At 31.1% G+C, this 25,245-nt stretch carries 26 protein-coding genes and 1 pseudogene; 4 read left to right on the top strand and 23 right to left on the bottom strand.

What is annotated here, in order from left to right:
- Positions 1 to 78: 78 nt before the first annotated feature.
- The 9 genes and pseudogenes from HMPREF2818_RS03970 to HMPREF2818_RS03930 all read right to left on the bottom strand — a co-directional run bounded on the left by HMPREF2818_RS03970 (position 79) and on the right by HMPREF2818_RS03930 (position 9,077).
- Entirely contained in the window at positions 79 to 1,797 is a 1,719-nt protein-coding gene (locus HMPREF2818_RS03970) for a cell division protein FtsK (protein WP_000113191.1), read from the bottom strand.
- A gap of 19 nt (positions 1,798 to 1,816) precedes the next feature.
- Positions 1,817 to 2,278, bottom strand: a complete 462-nt coding sequence (locus HMPREF2818_RS03965; RefSeq protein WP_001062569.1) for a hypothetical protein — start codon at positions 2,276 to 2,278, stop codon at positions 1,817 to 1,819.
- 21 nt (positions 2,279 to 2,299) lie between these two features.
- A complete protein-coding gene (locus HMPREF2818_RS03960; protein WP_000808311.1) occupies positions 2,300 to 2,596 on the bottom strand; it encodes a hypothetical protein in 297 nt (98 codons plus the stop codon).
- A gap of 59 nt (positions 2,597 to 2,655) precedes the next feature.
- On the bottom strand, positions 2,656 to 5,247 hold the full coding sequence (locus tag HMPREF2818_RS03955) for an SspB-related isopeptide-forming adhesin (RefSeq protein ID WP_000277676.1): 2,592 nt from the start codon (positions 5,245 to 5,247) through the stop codon (positions 2,656 to 2,658).
- Positions 5,248 to 5,335: 88 nt separating this feature from the next.
- Positions 5,336 to 7,597: pseudogene (locus tag HMPREF2818_RS03950) on the bottom strand (LPXTG cell wall anchor domain-containing protein).
- 15 nt (positions 7,598 to 7,612) lie between these two features.
- Entirely contained in the window at positions 7,613 to 7,876 is a 264-nt protein-coding gene (locus HMPREF2818_RS03945) for a hypothetical protein (RefSeq protein WP_000538392.1), read from the bottom strand.
- 19 nt (positions 7,877 to 7,895) lie between these two features.
- Positions 7,896 to 8,207, bottom strand: coding sequence for a thioredoxin domain-containing protein (locus HMPREF2818_RS03940; RefSeq protein ID WP_162632152.1), 312 nt, complete (start codon positions 8,205 to 8,207; stop codon positions 7,896 to 7,898).
- Positions 8,208 to 8,341: 134 nt separating this feature from the next.
- Complete coding sequence (locus HMPREF2818_RS03935) at positions 8,342 to 8,653, bottom strand: hypothetical protein (protein ID WP_000459923.1); 312 nt, start codon at positions 8,651 to 8,653, stop codon at positions 8,342 to 8,344.
- Positions 8,646 to 9,077, bottom strand: a complete 432-nt coding sequence (locus HMPREF2818_RS03930; RefSeq protein ID WP_000571631.1) for a helix-turn-helix domain-containing protein — start codon at positions 9,075 to 9,077, stop codon at positions 8,646 to 8,648. The genes HMPREF2818_RS03935 and HMPREF2818_RS03930 overlap by 8 nt, the downstream gene beginning before the upstream one ends.
- A gap of 1,130 nt (positions 9,078 to 10,207) precedes the next feature.
- Here HMPREF2818_RS03930 and HMPREF2818_RS03925 point away from each other — a divergent pair.
- The 3 genes from HMPREF2818_RS03925 (at position 10,208) to HMPREF2818_RS03915 (ending at position 11,489) form a co-directional block, all read left to right on the top strand.
- Positions 10,208 to 10,522 (top strand): helix-turn-helix domain-containing protein, encoded by a 315-nt coding sequence (locus HMPREF2818_RS03925; protein WP_000491762.1) that lies wholly within the window; start codon positions 10,208 to 10,210, stop codon positions 10,520 to 10,522.
- Positions 10,523 to 10,721: 199 nt separating this feature from the next.
- Entirely contained in the window at positions 10,722 to 11,060 is a 339-nt protein-coding gene (locus tag HMPREF2818_RS03920) for a helix-turn-helix domain-containing protein (RefSeq protein WP_000490637.1), read from the top strand.
- Positions 11,061 to 11,066: 6 nt separating this feature from the next.
- Positions 11,067 to 11,489, top strand: coding sequence for an ImmA/IrrE family metallo-endopeptidase (locus HMPREF2818_RS03915; protein ID WP_000366193.1), 423 nt, complete (start codon positions 11,067 to 11,069; stop codon positions 11,487 to 11,489).
- 74 nt (positions 11,490 to 11,563) lie between these two features.
- On the opposite strand, the gene HMPREF2818_RS03910 is transcribed toward HMPREF2818_RS03915, so the two are convergent.
- The 7 genes from HMPREF2818_RS03910 to merR all read right to left on the bottom strand — a co-directional run bounded on the left by HMPREF2818_RS03910 (position 11,564) and on the right by merR (position 17,681).
- Positions 11,564 to 11,932 carry a hypothetical protein gene (locus HMPREF2818_RS03910; protein WP_000728324.1) on the bottom strand — a complete coding sequence of 123 codons (369 nt, stop codon included), beginning with the start codon at positions 11,930 to 11,932 and terminating at the stop codon, positions 11,564 to 11,566.
- A gap of 3 nt (positions 11,933 to 11,935) precedes the next feature.
- A complete protein-coding gene (locus tag HMPREF2818_RS03905) occupies positions 11,936 to 12,274 on the bottom strand; it encodes a hypothetical protein (RefSeq protein ID WP_001059490.1) in 339 nt (112 codons plus the stop codon).
- Positions 12,271 to 12,564, bottom strand: coding sequence for a type II toxin-antitoxin system RelB/DinJ family antitoxin (locus HMPREF2818_RS03900; RefSeq protein ID WP_000108708.1), 294 nt, complete (start codon positions 12,562 to 12,564; stop codon positions 12,271 to 12,273). Before HMPREF2818_RS03900 ends, HMPREF2818_RS03905 begins: the two co-directional genes overlap by 4 nt.
- A gap of 533 nt (positions 12,565 to 13,097) precedes the next feature.
- On the bottom strand, positions 13,098 to 13,856 hold the full coding sequence (cfb, locus tag HMPREF2818_RS03895) for a CAMP factor pore-forming toxin Cfb-II (protein WP_001085574.1): 759 nt from the start codon (positions 13,854 to 13,856) through the stop codon (positions 13,098 to 13,100).
- A 296-nt stretch (positions 13,857 to 14,152) separates the two neighbouring features.
- Positions 14,153 to 15,460 carry an ISL3 family transposase gene (locus HMPREF2818_RS03890; protein WP_070508681.1) on the bottom strand — a complete coding sequence of 436 codons (1,308 nt, stop codon included), beginning with the start codon at positions 15,458 to 15,460 and terminating at the stop codon, positions 14,153 to 14,155.
- A 159-nt stretch (positions 15,461 to 15,619) separates the two neighbouring features.
- Positions 15,620 to 17,260 (bottom strand): mercury(II) reductase, encoded by a 1,641-nt coding sequence (gene merA, locus HMPREF2818_RS03885; RefSeq protein ID WP_001031939.1) that lies wholly within the window; start codon positions 17,258 to 17,260, stop codon positions 15,620 to 15,622.
- Between the two features lie 28 nt (positions 17,261 to 17,288).
- Positions 17,289 to 17,681: an Hg(II)-responsive transcriptional regulator gene (gene merR, locus HMPREF2818_RS03880; RefSeq protein WP_000640387.1), complete on the bottom strand. Its 393-nt coding sequence runs from the start codon at positions 17,679 to 17,681 to the stop codon at positions 17,289 to 17,291.
- A 705-nt stretch (positions 17,682 to 18,386) separates the two neighbouring features.
- Here merR and HMPREF2818_RS03875 point away from each other — a divergent pair.
- Positions 18,387 to 19,955: an Nramp family divalent metal transporter gene (locus tag HMPREF2818_RS03875; protein ID WP_001053209.1), complete on the top strand. Its 1,569-nt coding sequence runs from the start codon at positions 18,387 to 18,389 to the stop codon at positions 19,953 to 19,955.
- A gap of 567 nt (positions 19,956 to 20,522) precedes the next feature.
- On the opposite strand, the gene HMPREF2818_RS03870 is transcribed toward HMPREF2818_RS03875, so the two are convergent.
- From HMPREF2818_RS03870 to HMPREF2818_RS03845, 7 genes are all read right to left on the bottom strand, one after another.
- Positions 20,523 to 21,245, bottom strand: a complete 723-nt coding sequence (locus tag HMPREF2818_RS03870; protein ID WP_000901036.1) for an ABC transporter permease — start codon at positions 21,243 to 21,245, stop codon at positions 20,523 to 20,525.
- 3 nt (positions 21,246 to 21,248) lie between these two features.
- Positions 21,249 to 21,866, bottom strand: a complete 618-nt coding sequence (locus HMPREF2818_RS03865; protein ID WP_000470461.1) for an ATP-binding cassette domain-containing protein — start codon at positions 21,864 to 21,866, stop codon at positions 21,249 to 21,251.
- A 57-nt stretch (positions 21,867 to 21,923) separates the two neighbouring features.
- Complete coding sequence (locus tag HMPREF2818_RS09765; RefSeq protein ID WP_223295589.1) at positions 21,924 to 22,067, bottom strand: epipeptide YydF family RiPP; 144 nt, start codon at positions 22,065 to 22,067, stop codon at positions 21,924 to 21,926.
- Between the two features lie 485 nt (positions 22,068 to 22,552).
- Positions 22,553 to 23,407 (bottom strand): aminoglycoside 6-adenylyltransferase, encoded by an 855-nt coding sequence (locus tag HMPREF2818_RS03860; protein WP_001204133.1) that lies wholly within the window; start codon positions 23,405 to 23,407, stop codon positions 22,553 to 22,555.
- Positions 23,408 to 23,585: 178 nt separating this feature from the next.
- Complete coding sequence (locus tag HMPREF2818_RS03855; RefSeq protein WP_001191784.1) at positions 23,586 to 23,978, bottom strand: DUF2785 domain-containing protein; 393 nt, start codon at positions 23,976 to 23,978, stop codon at positions 23,586 to 23,588.
- A gap of 434 nt (positions 23,979 to 24,412) precedes the next feature.
- Entirely contained in the window at positions 24,413 to 24,841 is a 429-nt protein-coding gene (locus tag HMPREF2818_RS03850) for a DUF2812 domain-containing protein (protein ID WP_000589232.1), read from the bottom strand.
- Positions 24,828 to 25,163 carry a PadR family transcriptional regulator gene (locus HMPREF2818_RS03845; RefSeq protein ID WP_000827865.1) on the bottom strand — a complete coding sequence of 112 codons (336 nt, stop codon included), beginning with the start codon at positions 25,161 to 25,163 and terminating at the stop codon, positions 24,828 to 24,830. Before HMPREF2818_RS03845 ends, HMPREF2818_RS03850 begins: the two co-directional genes overlap by 14 nt.
- Between the last annotated feature and the right edge of the window lie 82 nt (positions 25,164 to 25,245).

Genomic DNA, 25,245 nt, shown 5'->3' with positions numbered 1-25,245 from the left:
CGTTTTCGCTACGCTACACTACGCCTACAGCTACACTAGGGCTTTACAGAAGGATATTTAAAAAATACCCTTCATCTACTATTCACCCTTAAAATAATTCAATAGTAACTCTTTCCAGCTACCCTCAAATTCATCTTTTTGTGTCAGTAAACTTTCTAAGACGACTGCATCAGAATCATTTAATACAACCTTTTCATCTTCACGACTAAAAGTCATATAATTATCTTTTTCAATCATATCTATTAAATTCTTAATCTTACCAAATGAAAAACCTGTTTTCTTAGCTAAATCACCAATACTCATATTTTCCATTTCCTCCATTTCATCATCAAAATCAAACCCTACTGAACCCTTAAGTAACTCATTTTCAGACGTTTTTTCCACAAACTCTCTCAAAGATTCGTCTTTAAGAATCGCCTTAGAAACTTCCTGATTTTCTGTAGGATCAAAAGGATTCTCATGCCTATTTATTTTTTCAAAAGCATCATAAAAAGAGAAATTTTTAGGTAATAAAGGAGAATAAAATTCTCTTGCTACTTCACCAAAAACAGCTGAATAACCTCGACCATAAACACGACGACCTGCAAGATATTTAATAAACCTAAATTCCTTATTTCTATTTTCATCACCAAACATCATCACATAACCACCATCATCGAGACGACCAACCGAGATATGGTGCATCATATTAGATCTAATTTTAGTGGGAAGATCATCTGCAGACGGCTTTTGCATTGCTATAATCGCATTACATCCAACCTGACGTCCTAACAATATATATTGAGTAAATGCATTATCTACAATCTCACGTTCCTGATAAGACAAAGAACTCATTAAAGCATTATATTCATCACATACAAAAAAATAAGGTTCCAATCCATAATCATAAAACTTTTTCATGTCTTTATGACCTAAACGCTTCATTTCATTTCGAACAAAATCATAACGTGCAAACATTATCGTAACAGCATTTTCAAACTTCTCAATAATATCAGCCTTTTCAAAGGCAATTCTACCTTCAAAAGCTGATAAATCTGACATAGTAACAAAATCGGCTCTTTTAGGGTCACATATATCACAAACTCCAATTTCCGCAAGACAACGAAGGATTGACCTTAGTAATACTGTTTTACCTCCACCAGTACCACCAGCAACTAATAAATGAGGATCATTGATGAAATCCCAATAATAGCCATCCATTAACTTAATTCCCTTATCTTTATCCCATATCACATCTTTAACCGTAATACGTGATAAGAAAGCCGAATAAGCTAATTTGTAAATTTTAAAGCGTGGATCATCAGTTTTTTCCATAAAATCCATGAAAAAAGTATCTTCTAATTCTCCACCAATATCCTTAAATTTCTTTTGAAATTTTCCTCCAGCCATTTCAAATGAAACACTTAAATCATACTTACCTTGTTTCACATAAACTTTTGGAAAACGATATTTTGTCTTCGTTTTCTTATTTGATTTTTTACGTTTTTCATAAACATAGCCATTCTCATATAAAAACTTAGACATTCTTTTTAATCGATCTAGTTTATTAAATAATGGATTAGCTTCTTGCAAAAACCAAGTCAAATACCAAGAAACAAAAAATGCTAAAAACAAACCTGTACCTACACTGATCATAGACATTTTATCCATCATTTTTAACAAATCTAAATAGTAATAACTATACACGCCTACAGGTGTCAAAAACAAAATAAATAGAAAAGAAAAAAGGTAATAACTCATATACCTCATATATGGTTTTACCTTAATCCCTCTATATTGTGGTATTAAACGAGCCAAATTACCCCTCCTTTACCGTTTATTTATTAACTTTAGATGCTTCATTTTTTGATGCGTTTCCATTATTTGCAACATCCTTTTTCTTAAGTGATGATGCAAAAATTTTAAACATACCACCTGAAACGTTAGACCATGTCACAACAACATCACTTAATTCAATAGGGTCACCCAATTTAAGACCTAAATCCTCGATTGCATAAGAAGGCATATCAGTAATTGAAACAAAAATTGTTTCATTTTGAGCAGTACTAAATACTGCAATATCATTCCACTTCACTTCACCTGTTGGTTTTTGTGGATAACGACCAAATCGATCTGGTGGTTGTGTCGTATCATCTTCCGTAAATTGAACTGGTTCTTCATATCGTCTCCAAGTTAAATCTCCTAACAAAACATTTACATCCAATCCATCATTAAAGGTACGATATTCCTTATCTGCAATTTGTAATTTTTCTCCAAAGTTTAAACCAATTTTTGCCATATTTCTAATCCTCTACTTTCCTTATTTCACTTCAATAAGCTTTTCAGCCCATACATTTTTTGCAGGTTCAATATTTCTACCATTAATTGTATTGTCAATAAACAATAACGGTTTTTCAACAGTTACCATTTTTCCATTTCCAATCACACGTGAAGATGCTGGTGTATAAACATAAAACTTACCATGTTTTTCATTAAACAAAATGTGTCTTGTATAAGACCCTTTTTTACCATTTAATTGAGCAGGTCCAGCTTCAAATCCTTCATAAATTGCATCTCCAATAAAATTTGGAAGTAACACTAATGTTTCTTGTTTCATAATTTCCTCTTTTCTAAAAATAAGAAGCACTTTTTCAAGTGCTTCTGAATATTGACTTTTTAATTTTCTTTGCGTTTTTTAAATCCTGCTAAACCGATAGCTGACAAGATGATTGCTCCAAGTGCTGTAAGAGGGGCAACGCTTGCTTCACCAGTTTGAGGTAATCCTTTAGCAGGAGCTTTTGGAGTTGCTTTTTGTGGTTCAACTGGTTTTGGTTTCTCAGGAGTATGTGTTACCACAGTTTCAGTTTTAACCTTATTCCCATTGATAAAAAAGTCTGCGGTATTGTAAACATCACCTGCTTTGATACGTTTAACCACCACAAAATCATCTGCCCCAAATTCACTAGAACGTGCAACTTTTTCAAGGAAGTCTTTCTTGAAGACTAATTCATAGAGACCTGTCTTTTTGTTGTAAACTGTTTCTGTGTACTCTCCTAAATTAGTCCCTTTTTTAATGACTGTACCATCTTTTAATGTCACATCAACTTTAGCGACCACTTTATCACGTAAGTAAAGATCATGTGTGCGTTGTAATTGATCCACAAATTTGTATTCAAATAGATCATAAGAACGACCTGTTGGAACTACCCAACCCTCTAATTTGTAAGTAACTTCATCACCTAATTTGACAGTACCATTGTTGATAGACTTGCCATCTTCTTTGTCTAACACATCTTTATGTATTTCTGGAGTTGTCAAATCATTGACTACAATATTACCTGTATATCCATTGCCAAAGTCGATTTGTGCAACACCATTTTGAATTTGACCTTTAGTAAACTCTTTTTTAACTTTAAATGATAAGTTATAAGTAACATCTAGACCTTTTTGAACATAAGCTTTATAAAAAGCTTGTGGATCTTTTGCAGTCCACATGTAAAACTCACCAACAGGACTGATTCCTGCTTCTTTAATAAGCGTTTGAAGTTTCTCATCTAAAGTATCCGTAGAAAGCACATGTCGCATTTCTAAGAGTTGTGACACATCTGTGCCATCAGATGCTTTGATTGAGTTCACTTTCATAGACTTACCATCTAGTGCGTCATCTTTATAATCATCAATAAAGACAAAGTTTTTAGCTATTTTACCTTGTGATGCAGTCATTCCTTTATATTGGCTAAAGTCTTGTTTAGCAACGTAATTTAATTCAGCATTTGGTAATACGGTTTTACCATTAACAGATTGACCTGCTTCATCAATGACAGCTTTTGAAGGATTAGCAGCTGGAACTAAAACAGGATGAACACTAACTGAGTAGTTAATCTTTTCAGGAATAGACACATGTGGTTTCACTTTTGGTTGAGCTGGAGTGTAAGTTTTTAATGTAGGTGTTACAAATTTAGGCTCAACTGGTTTTTCAGGTACTGGTTTTTCTGCTTCAGGAGTCACTTTTTCTGTTGACGGTGGTGTTGGCTGTTTTGGTATAACAACGTTAGGAACAACATCATTATTATTAACATAAGACACTAAAGCAGACCCATGTGTGTCATGTACCCAGTCATCATGAATCTTAAAGACTTCAACGCTTCCACTAGAACCATGTGGTTTAAGCTCATATTTAAGATTGAGTTGTAAAGTTTTGTTTAAAGTTTCTGCAAAAGTTTTGTTACCATTATGTTTCTTCTCAAAAATGATTTGTCCGTCTTTAGTTAAGACTCTGAAAGCAATATTTTGATTAACAGCAGCATTTTGAGCAACATTACGATACTCGTACTTGTAAAGAGTGATAGAGTCAACAAATGCTGTCACAGAGCCATCTTTGTTAGCAACATAATGATGATTAACTTTACCTGTCAATTTCCCATAGCCGATTGTCTTCACACCATCGATCATATCATGGTTAAACTCGAAACTTCCGTCAGGTTTAGTTTTTGCAGTCATGATTGAGTTTCCATATTCAGCGTTATCAACACCTTTAGCTTGAGCTTTGATATCAAAAGCAACATTATTAATAGACTGTTTATCTGCTTCTGCTTTAGCTTTTAGAGCTTGATTATAAAGTGCTAATTTAGCTTGATAGTCTTTTTGTAACTGTGCGTTAGTCGCATCTGCTTTAGCTTGTGCATCTTTATTACGTTGACGTACACCTGCATTATAAGCTTCAACTGATTTGATTTTCGCTAATTTAGCTTGATAATCTTTTTGTAATTGTGCATTAGTCGCATCTGCTTTAGCTTGTGCATCTTTGTTTTCAGCATCAATTTTTGCTTTAGTTTGTGCATTTAACTGACTTACACGTTGAGACTCTGCTTTGTTTTCTGCGTCAATTTTTGCATTTTCAGCAGTAGCATCTTTAATAGCTTGTGTATTAGCTTGTGCTTTTGCAGTAACATCTTTAACTGTTTGTGTTTGATTAGCTAAATCAGCTTGTGCATCAGTAGTTGTCGCATGATTAACTGCAGCTGTGGTTGTAACAGCTACAGCTGCTTTTTTAGCTGTAGCTACTGCTTTATCAAGTTGAGTTGATGTTACTGTTTCTGCTTGATTTTGCGTTACTGTTTGAGTTGTTGCTTGAGTTGTAACTTGATCAGCAGACACTTGACTAGTAGCTAATGTAAATGCACCTGCAAGTGCAATCCCACATACTAAACCATATGCTTTTGATTTTCTAAAAAATCCGTGACCTTTTGTGTTTTGATTTTTATACATATTTTCTCCTTTGATTTTAATTTTTTATATAAAAAAAAGAAGGCGATCTTGCCCTCAAAATATCACACATAAATCATCCTCCTTATTATTAAATATTATTCTTATTATTTTTACGTACACCTAAAAACCCACTTAAAGATAACAGCATACCTAAAACTGCAATTAAACCTGTCTTAGCATCACCAGTTGATGGCAAGACACTAGATTTTACAACTGATACTTGTTCAACATCAACTGTCTTAGTTACAACGTCTTTCTTATCGTTAGCAACAACTATTTGTTGTGCTTTAACAGCTTCTTGCAGTTTTGGTTTAGAAGTAATATAACTAGTAATTTTACCTGTTTCATCAACTACTGCTACTGCTTCTTGTCTTACTTTCTCAATTTGAGCTTTTTCTTCTGCTAATTTCAGTTTTTCTTTAGCTTCTAAAACTGACTTATAAGCTGATAAAACTTTTTGATATTGTGATTGCGCATCTACTGCTTTAGTTTTTAACTCTTGTAAATAAGCTACTTCTCTTTGTAACTTAGCAATCTTATTTGCTAAGTTATCTTTAGCTTGTGCTACATCAGACTGTACTTTAAGCAAATTAGCTTGTGCATTGCGTAGATTTGTAAGATAAGCAGTTTTTTGTGTTAGATTATCTTTAGCTTGCTTGTAATCTTGATTTGCTTGTGCTACTTGTTGACTTGCTTCTGCTAACACTTGTTTTAATTGATTAAGTTTAGTTGTATTTGTTGTCAATTTAACCTGTGCATCTGCTAATTGCTTTTGAGCATCTGTTAATTTAGACTCTGCTTTTATTAAGTCAGCTTGTTTTTTAACATTATCTTGATTAGCTAATTTAACTGCTTCTTGTGCTTTAGTGAGTGCATCTTGAGCATCTTTTAAATTAGACTATGCTTTAATCAAATTAGCTTGTGCAATCGGTGTCTGCATAGTTACTGCATTAAGACCTATTGCTTTAGCTTGTGCATCATTTAATTGTCTTTGAGCAACTTGTTGACTTGCTAAAGCTTGTGACTGCTTAGTTAAGGCATTAGCCATATCTTTAGTCATAATTGAGAAAAACGGTACACCTACACCAGCAGTATCAATACTATCTCGTGACTGTTCATTCCAAATGCGGTCAACACTGTAAAAACCATTGTTATCACGGTTATACGGATCATAAACATACGTATTGCCATTTGAACTACCTCTCAATACAATTTCGTGACTGTATTGAGGTCCCCAAGGACTGAATTTATTATTTTGTACAGCAGCAACAACATGATGACCTGCTTTCAAAGCTTCTTTTATAGCATTTTGACTTGCTAAATGAGTCACAACATAGCCAAACGCTTTAGTAGCTTCAACAATACCTCTTCCACTTGTTCCACCAAAATTCTTATTAAATTCATTTGTTTGGTTAAAAAGATAATCCGCAACTTCCTTTGGTGTAACTGTCTTGCGTGATAAATCAGAATAAACCATCGCTAAAGCCGAAGGTACACATCCAGTTGAAGCAAAAGTATGCCCTCCATATACGCTAGCCCATGCGCCGTCACGTTGATTGTAATAATGACTTTGCCCTAGAGCAGTTTTAAACTTATTCTGGTTAACAGTAGCATTAGCTTGTGCTAACTGTGCATCTTTAACAGATAAATTTTGTTTTGCGTTATCAAGATTTTGTTGTGCTTTTGCTTTTTGATTAGTAAGTGTTTTATCAGTCGCTTGTGCTTTTGTAAGTGCATCTGTCGCAGTTTTAACATCAGCTGTCTTAGTTGTGATGTTTGACTGTGCTTTATTTAAATCACTATTAACTGTAGTATTAGTCAGAGCATCTTTAGCTCTATCCACTGATGATTGAGCTTGTTTAACATCAGTTGTCTTAGTTGCAACGTCTTGCTTATCGTGTGCAACAACTATTTGTTGTGCTTTAACAGCTTCTTGCGCTTTGACTTGTTCAGTTTCAGCAGTTTTTTGTTTAGCTCCAATCTGTGACAACATTTGTTTAGCTATATCAATTGTTTGTTGTGCTTTAACTTTATTTTCTTGAGTTGACTCTTGAGCTAGTTTTTGTGTTGCATTCAACTTTTTAGTTGCATTGACTAGAGTTTGTTGAGCTTGATTTTGTTGATTTTGTGCAGTATTAACTACATTTTGTTGTGTTTCAACATCACTCGTTGCTCTATCAGACTTTGCTTTTGCACTGTCAACTTGTTCTTGTGTTACTTCTGTAATGTGATTAGTTTGATTCGCAGTTGTTTCTAACGATAATGATTTAACTTCGTCAGCATTTACTGCTACGCTTACTGTACTTAATGTTGCAATTGCAATACCTGATAAAACTTTAGTTTGTTTCATAAAAATCTCCTCAATTTACTTCTTTTCAATCAATTCTTGATAAACATTATTTATATTTCTTTTAGCCCAGTAGTAAAATGTACTAACTTCATCTCTACGTAAAATAGCTCTTTCATGTAATATATCTATTTGTTTTAAAGCTTCTTTAAAACAAAGTTTTATTGCAATTATATCTCCGAAATATATTCTACTAGCATTCCACTTAAAATTAGTAACCACCCTACTAAACTCTGCTAAATACTGCTCTCTTTTCAATTCCTCATTACTTTTTACCCCCATGATAAATACCTTTCTATAACTATCTAAAACTATCTTTTATTACTTTCTTTTCTACAATCATACGACCATCCTCATCATCTTTTGCATACAAATTAACTTTCAAGTTGTCTCCTCTTACAGCAACTATGCTTGGCGCTTTGGATATTCTATATTTACGTACTAGCTCCTTGCCACTAACAGTCTCCACGTCAGCAAAAAAAGTAGTTATATCACTACCTTTACTTTTCTCTAAAATTTCTTTTTTCGCTATTTTGCAGTAAGGGCAACTCTTTTTATAAAAAACAATATTATAGTTTTTATTAATCACATTTTTAGCTTCTTTAGCAGTCAATTGAGACCTATAGTACTGATCACTAAAAAATGAGATGCCATCACTCTTTAATAAAAAAACAAGTGATACAATTAACGTCACTAGTAGCATCACTAAAGCTAAAAAGACATCCTTCCTAACACAAACATACCTATTCAATCTATATCCCATACTTCAACCGACTTCCATTTTTTTCTATTATCTAAAAGGTAAGCAACCATACCTGTTTTACAAATACCCTTATAAATTAAAAAATCACCGTCAGCCACATACGATTTAACAATAGAATAATCGTAAAAAGATAATTTTAATAAATAGCAACGATTATATTTTTTCCCATTTCTTACAATACATAACGCTTTTTCATTATCTTTAAAGTACAATACAACATAATTTTTAATTCCCTTATCCATCAAAACTTTTTTTAACCTGAAAGAATTAAATTGTTTTTTTAACAAATCAAACATACTTTTTTTCCTCCAAATTTTTCATAATATCGTTTAAACAACTAACCAAATCTTTTTTATAAATAAATTTAAGTTTTTTAATAGAATCGACCAAAGGAATTTTCTCTGCTGAATAACCATCATAGACTTGTTTTATTAAACCATGCGCAATTTTATCATTTAAACCCAACTCCTTTAAATCACGATAAGAAACAACTAGCGACCTATCAACAAAATCCTCAGTATAATTTCTACTTACTAAAACATCAAGCGAACAACAATAATAATCAGCTATCTTTACTAATGTTTCAATATCTGGCTTACGTGAACCATCTTCATATCTATCATAAGTTCTTGAAGTGATAGCTAAATAGGTAATCAACTGTGACTTATCAATCCCTCTATCTATTCTTAATTGTTTTAATCTTTTTGATAGTTCAATCATTATTCAAATTCCTTTCTAATATTTACCTTTAAAAAAGGTATTATCATCTAACACCCTTTTCAAAAATAAAATATAGTTTAGTAAAGGACGAAACCTCGCATTCTAAACTATATTTTTTATTTCTTTTTGCAAACAAAAAAGCCGACTTGTGAAAGAAGTCGACATAGAAAAAAATTTCTAAATAAATTACAACACGAAAGGTAAATAATAACTTACCTTATAAAAATTTAAAAAATATGCTCTTATCTTCGCATACTACTTTCTCAATGTTTCACACATAGGTACTCGTTCGAATAAGTCCACCTTATTCATTAGCTAGATAGTATCTAACACACCGCCCACAATACCATACCTTATCCGCCTCTCTACGTTTTTAGTAATCATTGTCAACACCCCTTGCGAGGTAGCAGTTTTAGTTTTTTGCTCAACACAGGCTAACTAACATAAACCTTAGTGTGCTTTTGAGGTCTGAACTTTACTTGTTTAGTCATCACTAGAATGATAAAATATATTTGGTGATTCTACATCATGCCCAACTCCTTTTAGATCTACCTGAAAGCAAACTTTGAACAGAATTGACTCTCCAGAGTTAGTCTAATAAGGAGGTAGGGTATGATAGAAATTATCACCGAAGTGATGTTTGCTATCATGAAAGGATTCTTCCAATTACTTGGATTATACTTTCATTGCTTAGTTGAACACACAGTAATTACTATAATCATAACTGCAATTGTTTTGCATCAATTTTTATAGTAACCATTTGCTAGATAGTCTTCTATCTAGCTTTTTTTGCTTAAACAAGCAAAGTTCAGACCTCAAAAGCAAGCCAGACAACTTGTGTAGTATACTACACCTGCTTTACTTTTGAAGAATTTCACGTTATAATAAACTTGCTAGAATTTATTACGTGTGTTATTCAACTTAGCTTAGCTGTGTTGTCTGACGCACTTTTTATTTAATTATCAATGGGCAACCTATTTAGTCACTCTTAATTTCTATACGATGTTGTCTTTTGCTAATTATTAATTGCTCAACATCAAATAGAAAGAATTGACTAACAACCATATCGTTGTTATAATCATTTTACAACCTTATAGTTGTTTTGTCAATAGGTAAATTCAAGAAATTTTATGTTTTCCAAAAAACTAAAAGAATTAAGAATTAACAACAAGCTTTCTCAAAAACAAATAGCTGAACAAATGAATATTTCTCAACAAGCTTATGCAAAATGGGAAAGTGGAAAAAATTCTCCATCTCTCGCAACACTTGAGAAAGTTGCAAATTTCTTCAATTTATCTATTGAAGAATTACTATCTGATGGTACTGTTAGTCTTGACAACTTATTAAAAGCTGAAACTATTACTTATCAAGGAAAAACACTATCAGAAGAAGATGCCTTTAAAGTAAAAGAAGTTTTGAACATTGTCATTAGTACAATCAAATAATCTATTGAATTATCAATGATCTAAATTTTTAACTCTGTACTCAAATAAGTGCTTTTTAGGATTATTGATAAATACTTTAACACTTTTTTGCAAGAGTTTTTGATAAGCTATCGCTTGTATTTTAATTATATAACCTTTAGCTTTTATTGTCAACTGTTTTTTCACTAAAAAATATTAAAAATTCAAAAGGTATAAATATATGTTCTCAGAACGCTTAAAATCTCTTCGGAAAGAAGCTAAATTAACTCAAAAAGATATAGCTTCTCAATTTGGATTTTCTCAACCTGCTTACCAACAATGGGAAAGTGGGAAAAAAAAACCAAGTGCAGAAACGCTTGAAAAATTCGCTTCCTTCTTTAATGTCTCTACCGATTATTTATTAGGAAATACAAATAAAAAAAATGCCAACGATTTAGACATTGAAAAAGTAAAAGAGAGCCTAAAAAAATCTCTTGGTTACAATGGAACTTCTGATATTCCTGAAGATGAGCTAGAAAGTATGGCACAAGCTTTTATTGAACACTTTAAAAATCAATAATTAATAATGGATTTATCAACTGTAATTAAAAAAACGGAAGATTTAGGAATTACTATCTTATTTTGTAATATGCCAAAAACCAAAGGAAGATATGATAACACACTTGAAAAGCCTTGTATTTATGTCGACAAAAGTCTTTCAGATATAGAAAAAATTAACATCATTCTTCATGAAAAAATGCACTTTACAAAAAATGATCAGAGTAACTGCTTATCTTATATTTCTTCATATTCACATCATATCGAAAATCAAGCTGAAAAAGACCGCATATTAGATTTTATGAATCTAATTAACGAAGAATATCCGATTGATGAATCTTTTAACTATATCAACTATATGAAAAATGCTTGTGTACCTGAAAAGTATGAAACTTATATCAAAAATCTTGCTAAAGAATTCTATCTAAGAAATCACAGAAAAGAGAGCTAGTAGTTAGTTAGCTCTCCTTTTTATTCTGAAAAATAATTTTCATGGAACAGAATATAATATAATATAATAAAATACTATTCTTTTCCTACTTCTTTATAACCATATTTTTTCAATGCTTCCTCACATGCTTTTGATCCCTTTTTATAAACAATGTGATCACTAGGACTTACAGCCTTACCTTCCTTAGTAAGTTTCATATTAAATGTCCTATTTCCATAATCAGTCGAAACTGTAATTTGCTTGTTTTCATTATCAACTTTAACAATAGCATAGTCTTTCCCATCAACATCCACACTACCAGCATTACTAGTGATTGTCATCTCCAAATCATTTCTATATTTATTAATCCAATAATATTCACCTTCAAGTGAATCATTAGAACATGCCACTAAAATTAGTGTAGATAAAGCTAGAACAATAAAGCCAACTAATTTCTTTTTCATATTTTATAAACCTCTACCCTTAAGAAAATCTTTTAATCTTTCAATATCTCTATCACTTAACTTACCAATAATTTTAATATTGAATCCCTTATTCTCTAAATCATAATACTGAATTGTATCAATCCAAGAACGTCTTTTTAAATTTGCTTTTGCCCAATCAATAACTTCTAGATACTGACTTTTTATATAATCAGACTTATTCTCATATTTTGTAGTTAGTCTATAAGTCCTAATAACCTCATTATTAAATTTCACTACTACTGCAGGTCTTATTTTTGAACCAGTACCATCTGCATAATCAATACATGAAACTAAAACAGAATATACCTCAATATTGTTCATTTAAAATATTCCTCATATTCTGAAAAATCCTCATCACCAAAAAATTCTTTTACACTTTCCGGATCATCAGCTCTAACTCTAATTCCTTTAGAGTTTAATTCTACTAATTTTTGAAATTCCTCATCAGAAATAAATGACTTATTTTTTATCTCAAATGGAATACTTTGAGTTTTAACCGATTGAATTAAAAACATTTTTACAGCTGTACTCATATCTAAACCTAAAGATTGAAAAAGCTTTGTTGCTTCATCTTTTAACTGAGCATCAACTCTTACTGCTACTGTTGACATAATATCACCTCAACTTATATTTGTATCACTATTGTATCACTATTATTCATACACAACAAATAGTAAACTACAAAGCATATCTCCAACAGTTCTTTTTTTACTTGTCATCAACCCTCACAACAACATTAGACATAATGTCACTTCTCATATACTTTATTAATACTTTTGTGATGCTATAAACGTTAATTTCTATATTTTCCTTTGTATAAACCTAATTTATAAAAATATACATACGTTTTACTCTATAAAAATATTATAAATGACTTACACTAAAAACTATTTTGAACCTAAGCTGTTTATTACTTTTATATCTTATAAATTTGGATATAGCAGTATAATACATATATCGAAATTTATTTTTAGTCTATTTATAATCAGATATCTAAAAAGGCAACAACGAATATCGCTGTTGCCTTTCAAAAGAACAATAAAACTATCATTCTTTTTATTTAATAAATAGGCCATATTTATTATTTAATTTGATAGGAACGGACCGGAGATTAGTAGTAATCGCGTTCTGGTTTAGTATCAACTCATTTCAAAGCAGTTTGAAGTGCCATTTGTAGGTTCACAATCTCTTGATCCACTTCTTGAACGGTTACATTAGGATTTAATTGGACGCCTACTGCATGTGTGATAGCTTTATTTAAAGCATTATAAACATCAAAACTTTTCTTGTTTAAAACTTTTTGGTCTCTTTGTACACGAATATCCCAAATTGCTTTGTCCAGTTTTGACTTAGTATAAATAGTTGCTTTATCTGTTGGCTTCAAATCTGGATAAGTCATTACTTTTTGTTCTAATTGCTTCACTTCTGCTACTTGTGCTTTTATAGAATCAACAGATGCAAATGGATCAGCAATACGAATAACTAATTTAGTTATTCCGAATCCCATGTCAACATTAGCTTGACTAACTTTGTTAGTCAAGTTATGTGTTGAAAAATTAATTGCTTCAATAACATCTGTGATAGCTTCTATACGTGGACCAATAGAACCAAGATCGTAGATTGTCGCTGGATTACCACCTAAAGAAGACTTCATCTTATCAACAGCATTTATAGCAGTATCTACAGGTTTTTCATAATCTGTGCCTTGAACTTGATTTTTAATAGTATTCAATTGAACACTATCTTGATCAAGTTTTTGTTTTATTTGTTGTTGATTATTAACTTGACTAACTACGACATGATTAGTAGCTTGATCAGCATGAACTTCCAAAATCGCTGGAGAAAACAATGCAACTCCTGTCAAAATAGCTATGGAAAAATAGACTACTTGTTTCTTTGCCATGGTTTTTCCCTCCTAAATCAAAATAACTTAATATACTGCAGTATTTTTAACTTGTAGGTACCTACACCAGTAGTATACAGTCTAAAAAAAATACTGTCAAACCTAATTTAAAATATAATTCTATTGAAAATCATATAATTCCACTTATTTTTTAATGAGATTAAATATTTTATTTTTATATAATATAATAAAATCCTATAAAATATAATTTTCAGACATATTAGAATTAGCTATAACTATAAAAGCAACTATTATCTTTTTAAATTGGGTATTCGGATTTTATGGTGGAAAAGGGCTTATAAATCACCCTTCTCCAAATTCTTAATAAGTGTGGAAAAATCGACACCTAAGTTGTCTGTAATGTCGTGATCATTCACTTCATACCAATTGAAAGTATCGTATAACATAGCTTTATTGAAAGCACTTGAATTAAATCGTGGCTTACGCTTTTTATGGAGCTTCTCATTGAAAAGGATTTTGGCTCGTAAGGCATCAAACGAGTAACCTCTACCCATTCGCTCTACCTGCCTAATAATGCTGTTAATTGACTCCGTATAAGCATTAGTGAGCCTTTTATCAAAGTAGTTGAATATTTCAACATGCCAGTTGTCTACGGCTCTCACGAGGTCTTTATATGCGTCTTTAGAGTTGCTGGACATACAACGGTGTCTCCATTGACTATAACGAAGATGACCTTCATCTGGATCAGGAGTATCCCATATCCAGTAAAACTCTTCTTTGAGTTCATAGGCTTCTTTTAAAGCAGGAAGATTACCTAACCAAGTATCTAAGAGGAATGATTCACGTTCATTTAGATCGTGTTTACGCTTTAGAAGGATAAACCTTTCACGCATAAGGGTACGTCTTTCTTTTTGGCTCATATGGGCTTTCAAAGACTTTCTGACGTTATCTAAGGCTTGATTAGCCATTCTAACTACATGAAACTTATCTACGACAACTTTAGCTTGTGGAAGGATAGTGTTCACTGCGTCTTTGTAGGGCTTCCACATATCCATTGTGACGTACTCAATGTAAGTCCTGTCACTGATTTCTGAAAGACGTTGGATGACTGTTTCCTTGTTACGGTTAGGCTTGATGTCATAAATAGTCCTGCGTTCAATATTAGTCAATACAAGCCGAGGTCTACGGATAATATGTATCTCGTCTATCCCAAGCCACTTAGGAGTTTCAAACTGGTATTCACGTTCTTTGAGTGCCACATAGTCCTTAAAAACGTTCCTAATGGTTTTCTCGTCAACACCAACGCTTTCTGCGACTTCTACAAAGGTCTTAGACATGGATTGCTCTTGAATGGACTTTAAAAGCCTTTTGGTCATACTACGCTTTTCATCTACAGATATGGTAGATCCGCATTCACGACACTTGTATCGTCTACGGTTCAAATGTAAGCCCACTCGCTTTAAACGAATGGGCAAATCCATAATTAGTTGATTTCTTGAATTGTGTTTGTACAACTTGTCAAAACCACATTCAGGACAACGTTCAGGTGGTCCGACTGCTTCAACTTTAAACATCATATCGGTTTCATTTTCTTGTGGCGGTTCTATTGTTTTAATGTCTGGTAGGGATAATAAGTCTGACATATTATTCATCCTTTATTACTCTGCGGTGTTAAGGTATCAATTATAGATTTGATGTCGAAATCATCAGTGTTAAATTATTTTTGTGACCACAAATGCACTTAGAAAATCCCTTAAAGCATTAGCTGGTTCACTTGAATAGGGAGTTGTAAAAAAGTTCCCTTAGCCTGCACAACAAGATAATTTCGAAATATCTTTATCGAACGTAAGTGCAACTAATTTTAGCCCTTCAGCCATTGTTAAATATGGTGCTAGGGTTTCTGTTAAATCTTCTATCGTTAAGCCAAATTTAACAGCTAATGATGCTGCATAGATGACATCTCCTGCATTTTCAGATACAATATGAACCCCTAATACTTTTAGTGTTTCTGCATCTGCTACTAGTTTAAATACACCGGTTGTTTCACGGTTTACAATTGCTCTTGGAACAGCACCTAAAGGTAATACAGATGTCTTCACATCATACCCTTTCTCTTTTGCTTGTTCTTCTGTTAAACCAACCGTTGCAACCGTCGGATTCGTAAACGTAACAGCAGGAACTACCGATAAATCTATTTTTTTGTTTAATCCACCAATAGCATTATCAGTAATAATTCCACCTTCATAGGCTGCTACATATACAAATTGTGGTCCTAAAGTCACATCTCCTGCTGCATAAATCTTTTCATTACTTGTTTGACCAAAATCATTGATCAGGATTTCATTATTTTTTCCAGTTTCAACACCTGCTGCACTTAAATTTAAAGAATCCGTATTTGGTTTTCTTCCAGTGGCAACAAGTAACTGATCTGATTCAATGACTTCTCTACTGCCATTTACTGTTACGTAAACCCTTTTTATCTCTCCACTTTGTTCAACACGCTCAAAAGTTGCCCCTTTGACAAGGTTTATACCCTGTTCAATTAACGCTTTTTCAACTGACTCTGAAATCTCAGGATCATACTCCTTTAAAAGTCGCTCACTTCTTTGCATAAGCGTTATTTCTGAACCTAAATGATGAAATAGTTGTCCAAGCTCCATTCCAATGTATCCTGAACCAATTACAGTTAATCGTTTTGGTATTTTCTTTAACTCAAGAAGTGTTGTACTAGTTAAATAGTCCATTTTTTCAAGTCCTGAAATTTGGGGCAACGAAGGCGATGCACCTGTTGCAATTAAAAAGCGTTTTGCAGATAACTTTGTCCCATTGACCTCAACCGTACTAGCATCAACGAATTTTGCTTCACCTTTAATTAAATCAAAATTATATTCATCAATTAAATCCATATATTTTTGATTCCGAAGTTCGCTCACCAATTTATCCTTTTGCGTGATTAAACTAGCTAAATCCACTTCTCCAGCGGATGTTTGTAAACCTATAAACGGATTGTCTTTTGATAAATGATTGATTTCCCCTGCCCTAAGAAGAGTTTTTGACGGAACACAGCCAATATTCACACAGGTTCCCCCAACCGTTCCACGCTCAATCATTCCAACTTTTGCACCGTATTCTATAGCTTTAATTGCCGAAGAAAAGGCAGCAGCACCAGAACCAATAATAAGAAGGTCATAATTGTCTTCATTAATTAACGCCACGTTTTCTAGTGATGATACTTCTTCAATTTCTCCGGCTTGGTAATTTGCTTCATCAATCGCCTTTATTGCACTTTCAACCTCAATATCATCGGGCAGTTCAAATACTGCTTCACCACGACGATAACTAGACTCAATATTTTTAGCACCTATCTTTTCAAGTGCTGATTCTACGTGTTTTTCACAACCCGTACAAGTCATTCCTGAAATGTTTACCTTAAATTTATTCATAAAAAAGCTCCTTTCGTTAATTAATCTCTCATGTTAATGTTTCTATTATTGGACACGAATGTAATTTCTTTTCATCTGGACATCGTTGTTTTAAGTCGTCTAACATAGTTTCAATTCGTTTTAAATCCTCTATTTGTTTTTGCACTTCCTTTTGTTTTTTAGAAACAAATTCGAACATATCTTGACAACGAACTTCATCTTTATCTACAACACCAAGTAATTTATAAATCTCGCTTAAAGAGAAACCAAGTTCCTGTATTCGTTTAATAAACCCAACACGCTTAACGTCATCATATGAATATATCCGATAACCAGCTTCCGTTCGGTGAGGTTCTTGTAATAAATTTTTTCGCTCGTAATATCTGATCGTTTCTTTATTAACTCCACATTTATCTGCAAACTCACTAATGCGATAAATCATCTTATTTCACCCCCTGAATATTATAAACCATGTACCATAGTACACGGTCAAGTAAATTGGACTATTTTATTTTTTTCCCAAAGTATCACTCGTATGTGATTGATACTTTTATATAATACTATTGATTATCCTAACATCCCACCAGAAAATCCGATTTAAACACCAGTTGTTTTTAAACTATTAAGAAAGTAATTCCACTATATATTCCGAAGACCCTTTAAATTTAAGTTAATCTAAATATTTCTGAACTTTCATGCTAATCAATTAAATTTCATACGTGTTTCTTATTTAATCTTACCTCAACAAAATAAATTTTATTAAAATATATAAAAAGCAGACTATGTTATATTTTCCATATTTAAAGTGTTAAAAGCCCAACAGTATAAATGTCGATTCTTCTAAAAATATAAGTAGTTGTTATCTTTTGATTTCATTATACCTTTACTATTCTATTTAAATTTGTTCGGTTTCAGTCACACCATAAAATTAACTTTTTAAATAAGATTTTATTTCGGTATCAACATAAACACTTTATAGCGATCTGAAAAAAGAGTAAGATTCTGATTCCCTTAAACTTTTATTCCTGATAAGAGAATTCTTTATTTTTAAAATTAAACATTGAAAAATTTTTATCATTGTACTAAAATTAGGTGTGGTTAATATATTATTTAACCATACTATTTCAATGGAAAGGTTTATAGTTCAATGAATCTACAAAAAAATGATAAAACAAATAGTTTTATCCATTATGCAAACGGTCCTTCCCTAGAAGAAATAAATGGGACAATTGAAGTTCCTAAAGATTTGAGCTTTTTTAAAACTTTACTAGCTTATTCTGGACCGGGTGCACTTGTTGCTGTTGGTTATATGGATCCTGGAAATTGGTCCACTTCCATAACTGGCGGTCAAAATTTTCAATATTTACTAATTTCAATTATCTTAATGTCTAGTTTAATTGCTATGCTACTTCAATACATGTCAGCTAAGCTAGGTATTGTTACTCAGATGGATCTTGCTCAAGCTATCCGAGCAAGGACCAGTAAACAGTTGGGAATTGTCTTATGGATTCTCACTGAGCTTGCTATAATGGCAACAGATATTGCTGAAGTTATTGGTGGGGCTATTGCACTTTATTTACTGTTTCATATTCCACTTGCGATTGCTGTTTTCATTACAGTATTTGATGTATTACTCTTATTATTGTTGACAAAAATAGGATTTCGAAAAATTGAAGCTCTAGTAGTTGCTTTAATATTGGTTATTTTCTTAGTTTTTGCATATCAAGTGGCTCTTTCTCATCCTATATGGACGGATATTTTTAAAGGTTTAGTACCTACATCTGAAGCTTTCTCAACCTCTCATACAGTAAATGGACAAACACCACTTTCAGGTGCCTTAGGCATTATTGGGGCAACTGTTATGCCACATAATCTTTATCTACATTCTTCAGTTGTTCAAAGTCGAAAACTAGATCATAATAACAAAAAAGATATCGCTAGAGCAATTAGGTTTTCAACTTTTGATTCAAATATTCAATTAACAGTAGCCTTTTTTGTTAATTCACTATTACTCATTATGGGCGTTGCTGTTTTCAAAACAGGAAGTGTTACTGATCCATCATTCTTTGGTCTATTTAAAGCACTATCTAATTCTACTATTATGAGTAATTCTATTTTAGCTCATATAGCAAGTTCAGGTATTTTATCACTTTTATTTGCAATAGCTTTATTAGCATCTGGACAGAATTCAACTATTACTGGAACATTAACAGGTCAAATTATTATGGAAGGATTTATTCATATGAAAGTTCCAATTTGGTTCCGTCGTATCATTACTCGCCTAATTTCTGTTATTCCTGTAATGATTTGTGTCTTAGTAACTAGTGGTAGAAGTACTGTTGAAGAACATATAGCTATTAATAACTTAATGAATAACTCTCAAGTCTTCTTAGCATTTGCATTACCATTCTCAATGTTACCTCTACTAATATTTACTAATAGTAAAGTTGAAATGGATGATGATTTTAAAAATACTTGGATAATTAAGATTCTTGGTTGGCTTTCAGTTATAGGATTAATTTATCTCAATATGAAGGGATTGCCAAATCAAATTGAAGGTTTTTGGGGAGATAACCCAACTCATCAACAAATTATTCTTGCGCATCAAATAGCTCATATCATCATTATTAGTGTAATACTAACTTTAATATGGACTATTGTTGAATTGTATAAAGGAAATAAAAAATACAGTACGATGCAACAAAGTGCAACTTAATTTAGTAAACTAGGTAGCCTCAAGTAAAGATAAAAGTAGTAGAATAATTCTACTACTTTTATTGATATTATTTTTTAAGAAGTCAATTATAACATTGAAAAGAACTCAACATAAGGAGTTGCTATCTATTTTGATAATATTATTGATATGTATAAAAAATCTTGTTGTAACCTAAAATATTTAGAGATCATTAGATACAGCCTTAGTGGCTGGTGCTAACTGGACTCAGAATTTATTCTTAGAGATAAAAATGTATGTACATATTCCCATATTCTAGATAACTTATACTAAAAAATTTTTATTCTAGAATATAAAAATTACTTTAATCTTTTTTAAAACCCAAAATGACAAATCCCTTGATTTTACTAGATATTTTTATTTAGAAATTAAATTTAAATTACTTTAATTACTAATAGGGACATCTAACTCAACAAAAAAAGCCCTAGGGATGGGGCTTTTAGTGTTCCTTGAAGTGGATTCGTTGCGATTTTAAATGAAATTTTTGATAACCTCAAATTCCTCTTTTTAATGCAAAGTTATTTATAAAGGCTAGCTTATCATAGGAGGTTACATTCCATTTAATAACCATCTTCTATTTGATAAGCACACTATCAAAAAACTAATTACACTAAGGCATATCATATAAGGAACAATTATAAAAAAGTCGGTTAAATCAATAGTCATCGGATGTGAGAAAAGTTTCCCTATTATTTTATAGAGAGAATTTGAAGCATCAAAAATAGCAGATACTTTAAAAATTCCTCCAATTGCCACTAAAATAATGGATGTAATCCAATAAAAAATAGTAACTCCAATAGAAACTAGCATATTAGAAAACAGGATACTAATAGTTGAGACGACTAGTAGATACTGTAGAACAACGAGTGAAAATAAGATTGTAGTTGTTAAAAAATAAAATAGTGAATATCCCCAAAGCAATGAAGCTAATATATTGCAAACTATTATAGCAATAAAAAATTCTGAAAATAATACTAACAGTTTAGTATAAAAGTATTTAGTTAGATGATACCCTGAAAAATAGTGATATAAAATACATTTGTCAGAGTAATCTTTATTAAAGAAATATACAATGACAAAGCCGAATATTAAAAATCCAAATTGGGTAAATACTGTGTAGGTACTAAAGTAAAATTCTCCCAAAGTTAAATGTCTTATTTTATCTATCCCTACTGGTAAAATATATCCTAATACATAGGTCAAAGCTACAGTAGATATAATATAAAATAATGTTCTACCTCTTATAGACTTTCTAAACTCCAATCCTAACATTTTTTATTCTCCTAAATACCAACTAATAGCATCATCTAATGTGTCTACTTTACAAATTTTTTGATTATCAATTAGAAAATAGTTTCCCTTTAAAGACCTGATATTATTGATATCATGTGAAATATTAATAATAATTTTTTCGGGATAATACTGAATATAGTTTTGCAAAAATACGTTTATCTCATCAACAGACTTTTTATCTAAAGCATTAGTAATTTCATCAAGTATAATAATATGCTTGTCTAAAGACAACAAAACTAATAATTTCACCTTTTGTTTCTGCCCATCACTTAATTGCTTTAACTTAACCGTTTTACTTATTTGATTAATATTCAATAACTGATAAATTTCTTTAGAAAGCTTCCACGGAATTGTCCTTTCTAAATCGTTAATGGTAACATCACTAGGAAGATTAGAATAACTCGAAATAATCAGCGTGTCTTCATAAATATCATTTGAAAAATAATTCCCTCTATTTATGATAAAATCTTTAGCTAGTTGAGATTTACCTGATCCATTCCTACCTAAAAGATGATTTATTTCCCCTTCTTCAAAGTCTAAGTTAGTATTCTCTAAAAGTATTCTATTTCCTATTTTTAAGGTGTAATTATTAATAAACATAGCTACTCCAATTTACTTATTTCAGACAGCAACCTATCCATAAAGATTAAACTCTAATTAATGGGCTGAACCAGCAACCCATCTATTTTTTGAATTTCTTACAAAATACCATAAATCGTTTACATTGTCTAATTTATTTTTCTTAGTTAGAACTTTTGCAAAGCTCATATCATTTAGAATTGGTTTTACTTCTCTCTGAATATTTTTATTTCAATAGTCAAATTACTTTATATAACAACTAAAAATATATTTAAAAATAAATTTTTGGAGATTTTTTTAATTTTGAAAATCAACTAAGATTAATATATTCATCTTTTATGTAATATTCAAATACATTTGAGTACTCTAAAAAAGGTATATCTTGTATTTCTTCAATAACTTATTTTTGTTCTAGATTTGTTCTAGAAAATTTATCTTTCTTTATTAATTTTTATAAACAAAAAGTGATAAATTCCTTGATATTACTTGTTTTCTTTTTTTATACATTAACTTTAAATACATATAGTTACTTTGTAGGGGCATTAAACTACATAAGAAAAAGCCTTTATTTAAAGGCTTTTTTGCTTGACAGAAGAGGATTTGTCCCATCATTTGTCCCCAAAATTATTTATTATTTTTCTTGAAAATCTTTATGAATGGTAATTGAGTTTAGACAATCACAGCCTATTATCCTTTACACAATAATATTAGTTGAAATTTTGATATGAATTTGACAAAAAGATATTCATAAATTTCATTGCTGATTGGTATTCTCCTTGGTTCAGATTAAGTTTCCTATTAATAGAAATATATTTCGCCATTTGATTTGTTTCATCCAATAAAAATCGCAAATTAGCCTCAATGTCTTTTAAAGATTTATTTGAAAAAATTTTCAATAGTTGATCTTTATCTGTAATATATTGCAAGATATCCTTGTCGAGCTTTCCAAAAGATAATGAATCAAGCTCTTTTTCTATTAATATTTTTTGTTTTAGAAGTTTAATAAAAGCATTTTTAATAGGATTAGATATCATAAACTCTGAATAAATAATATCATTTCTTGCTATCCCCTTGACTACATAAGTACTAACCCAATATATTTCATTAAGAATTTTGTTGATTTCATCTTCTGACAATTGCTTTGTTTCGTACAGAGAACTTCTTTCAAAATTATAATCAAGATATTTATTCTTTTTATCTAAAAGTACTTTTGAAAAAGCATCATCTAAATAATCCTCCAAGAATTCTGGTTTAATAAGTCTTAAATCAATCCTCGTCAGATCTTGAAACTGCATTAAGTAAGCAAAGCAATTGTATTCCGTCTTATTTCTAAACTCATTTGGTTTCTGCATTATAAGAATATCACCGAATTTTTTATGATAATTAGTGTCAGAAATAATATCTTCTATAAAATTAGTAACAAAAACAATATCATAATCTTGAAAATCATCTTTCGGTACATTTGGGTTAGCCCGAGATCCATTCAATAGTACAGCTTCGATTCTCTTATCTTGGTTTGCTATGTTTAACACCAAATTATATATTTCTTGCTCATCTCTCATAATGGCTACCTCCTACTTCACTTTATATTACCATGTTTTTTCTAATACCTTTATATTACCCTTGTATTTTTCTCTAAGCATGTAATCATAGACTTAAATTAGCATGGACATACCTTTACGACCTCCAAGGATTCAATTTTAAATTTTTCTTAACAACTGATTATGATTCCAAATATTTTCAACCGTTTAATGTTAGTATGTCATCAGTTATCATCACTCTTTTTATGATAGTTAAGATTTTTAAACTATCATCTTTTGAAAAACATTTCATCTTGACTATTTCTGTTAATAAATCAGCTCCATGAGCAAAGGCATGTATCCATCCAAGCTCCTCGTCAAAGCCTCTAAAATCAGGTTCATCTATAAGCCAGGAGAATGCCTGATTCATAATTTTTATCTGATCTTCTTCAGATATCCAACTTTTATTATTTGAGTCCTCCAATAATAAAGCTAGTAATAGAGCAGTAAAAGATCTGTTTAACACAGTATTACTGTTGGGTACTCCTAATCCTTGTAAAAGAAATTTATCCCTTAAAACTCTCTGAAGGACATTTAATTTCTGGCTTTGCATCAGTTTATGTTCTATTACTAATTTAACCCAAGACCCATATACTATTTCATCTCGAACTCTTGGGTTCCAATCTCCTATATGATGTAATCAAAAAGATAAAACATCCTCATCAATTGGATAATTATTTTCTATCTTTTTGATTACATCACTTGCTTCCATGTTTCTCCTTGCATGACTTTATATTTTATATTTTCCAAAGTGTAACATTTGAGTTTTCGTTTTCACTTTAAAATGATTATAGTAACTTTAATTTTTTACTTGGATACTCACTTTTATATCAGAAATTTTTAGTACTTATTCTTTGACTCTAGGAATAAAGCGAAGGCCTACCTTGTAACCTCTATTAGGAAAAAATTGAGGCATACTATAAATATACGATAGAACTAAAATTACCAGAGAATATAGAAAGTATAAAAATCTAAAATACTTCTGCTTTAATTTATAATTTCCTTGGGTTTTACAGCTCGTGTAATATAGTATATTCCAGAAATTAAAAAGTAAAACATAGGTAATATTCTTAATAAGGCAAATGGTGTTTCAAATAAGAATGCTAACCAAAATATTTTCCCTTGCATTTCCCATAGACCTTGCGTCAGATACCAACTTTTTGGATCAAATATGGTGATAGAAGTTGTTCTTATCAAGAGAAAGAAATAAAATAAAGAGAAAAACGCATGCTCACAAGTATATTTATAATAACTCATATTTATTGACATCTTGTCTTTTTCTTTATCTCTCTTAAAATAATAGAATGCTGGAAGAAATGAGTTAATGCCTGTAAAAGCATAGCCACTTTTTTGAACCTTATCGATCCATTCTTCCTCTTTTTCTGTGGATTTAAAAAATAATTTAAACTTTATCATAACTATCTCCCCCAAAACCCAACTGATTAGCAGTATTAAGTAACTTTCTTAATCGATTCGTTTCAAGTTCTACTATTTCTTTTCCTGTCTCAGTAATAATATAAACTTTTCTTCTTCTATCGTCACTTGGGATAGACTTTATCCATTTTTGTTTAAGTAAATTTTCAATGGCACCGTACATTGTCCCTGCGGCTATTCTAACATCACCGCCACTCATTTCTTCAACTTTTTGCATAATAGCATAGCCATGTGCTTCCTCAAACAAAGCTAATAAGATATAATAGGTAGTTTCTGTTAACGGTAAATGTTTATTCCTTTTCATCAATTTTCTTTCTATACAGTTAAACTTTATATAGTTATTCTATACAATACAACTATATAAGTCAACTGTATATTTAAACTTA

The sequence above is a fragment of the Streptococcus sp. HMSC076H09 genome, assembly GCF_001811765.1.
GTDB classification, from domain to species: domain Bacteria; phylum Bacillota; class Bacilli; order Lactobacillales; family Streptococcaceae; genus Streptococcus; species Streptococcus agalactiae.
The sequence above is the reverse complement of the archived record's forward strand: the minus strand, read 5'-3'. Positions and strand labels throughout refer to the sequence as shown.

Coding starts and splice junctions, on each gene's coding strand:
- HMPREF2818_RS03965 (WP_001062569.1), bottom strand. CDS start 2,278: ATGGCAAAAATTGGTTTAAACTTTGGAGAAAAATTACAAATTGCAGAT.
- HMPREF2818_RS03960 (WP_000808311.1), bottom strand. CDS start 2,596: ATGAAACAAGAAACATTAGTGTTACTTCCAAATTTTATTGGAGATGCA.
- HMPREF2818_RS03955 (WP_000277676.1), bottom strand. CDS start 5,247: ATGTATAAAAATCAAAACACAAAAGGTCACGGATTTTTTAGAAAATCA.
- HMPREF2818_RS03945 (WP_000538392.1), bottom strand. CDS start 7,876: ATGGGGGTAAAAAGTAATGAGGAATTGAAAAGAGAGCAGTATTTAGCA.
- HMPREF2818_RS03935 (WP_000459923.1), bottom strand. CDS start 8,653: ATGTTTGATTTGTTAAAAAAACAATTTAATTCTTTCAGGTTAAAAAAA.
- HMPREF2818_RS03930 (WP_000571631.1), bottom strand. CDS start 9,077: ATGATTGAACTATCAAAAAGATTAAAACAATTAAGAATAGATAGAGGG.
- HMPREF2818_RS03925 (WP_000491762.1), top strand. CDS start 10,208: ATGTTTTCCAAAAAACTAAAAGAATTAAGAATTAACAACAAGCTTTCT.
- HMPREF2818_RS03920 (WP_000490637.1), top strand. CDS start 10,722: ATGTTCTCAGAACGCTTAAAATCTCTTCGGAAAGAAGCTAAATTAACT.
- HMPREF2818_RS03915 (WP_000366193.1), top strand. CDS start 11,067: ATGGATTTATCAACTGTAATTAAAAAAACGGAAGATTTAGGAATTACT.
- HMPREF2818_RS03910 (WP_000728324.1), bottom strand. CDS start 11,932: ATGAAAAAGAAATTAGTTGGCTTTATTGTTCTAGCTTTATCTACACTA.
- HMPREF2818_RS03905 (WP_001059490.1), bottom strand. CDS start 12,274: ATGAACAATATTGAGGTATATTCTGTTTTAGTTTCATGTATTGATTAT.
- HMPREF2818_RS03900 (WP_000108708.1), bottom strand. CDS start 12,564: ATGTCAACAGTAGCAGTAAGAGTTGATGCTCAGTTAAAAGATGAAGCA.
- cfb (WP_001085574.1), bottom strand. CDS start 13,856: ATGGCAAAGAAACAAGTAGTCTATTTTTCCATAGCTATTTTGACAGGA.
- HMPREF2818_RS03890 (WP_070508681.1), bottom strand. CDS start 15,460: ATGTCAGACTTATTATCCCTACCAGACATTAAAACAATAGAACCGCCA.
- merA (WP_001031939.1), bottom strand. CDS start 17,260: ATGAATAAATTTAAGGTAAACATTTCAGGAATGACTTGTACGGGTTGT.
- merR (WP_000640387.1), bottom strand. CDS start 17,681: ATGATTTATCGCATTAGTGAGTTTGCAGATAAATGTGGAGTTAATAAA.
- HMPREF2818_RS03875 (WP_001053209.1), top strand. CDS start 18,387: ATGAATCTACAAAAAAATGATAAAACAAATAGTTTTATCCATTATGCA.
- HMPREF2818_RS03870 (WP_000901036.1), bottom strand. CDS start 21,245: ATGTTAGGATTGGAGTTTAGAAAGTCTATAAGAGGTAGAACATTATTT.
- HMPREF2818_RS03865 (WP_000470461.1), bottom strand. CDS start 21,866: ATGTTTATTAATAATTACACCTTAAAAATAGGAAATAGAATACTTTTA.
- HMPREF2818_RS03860 (WP_001204133.1), bottom strand. CDS start 23,407: ATGAGAGATGAGCAAGAAATATATAATTTGGTGTTAAACATAGCAAAC.
- HMPREF2818_RS03855 (WP_001191784.1), bottom strand. CDS start 23,978: ATGCAAAGCCAGAAATTAAATGTCCTTCAGAGAGTTTTAAGGGATAAA.
- HMPREF2818_RS03850 (WP_000589232.1), bottom strand. CDS start 24,841: ATGATAAAGTTTAAATTATTTTTTAAATCCACAGAAAAAGAGGAAGAA.
- HMPREF2818_RS03845 (WP_000827865.1), bottom strand. CDS start 25,163: ATGAAAAGGAATAAACATTTACCGTTAACAGAAACTACCTATTATATC.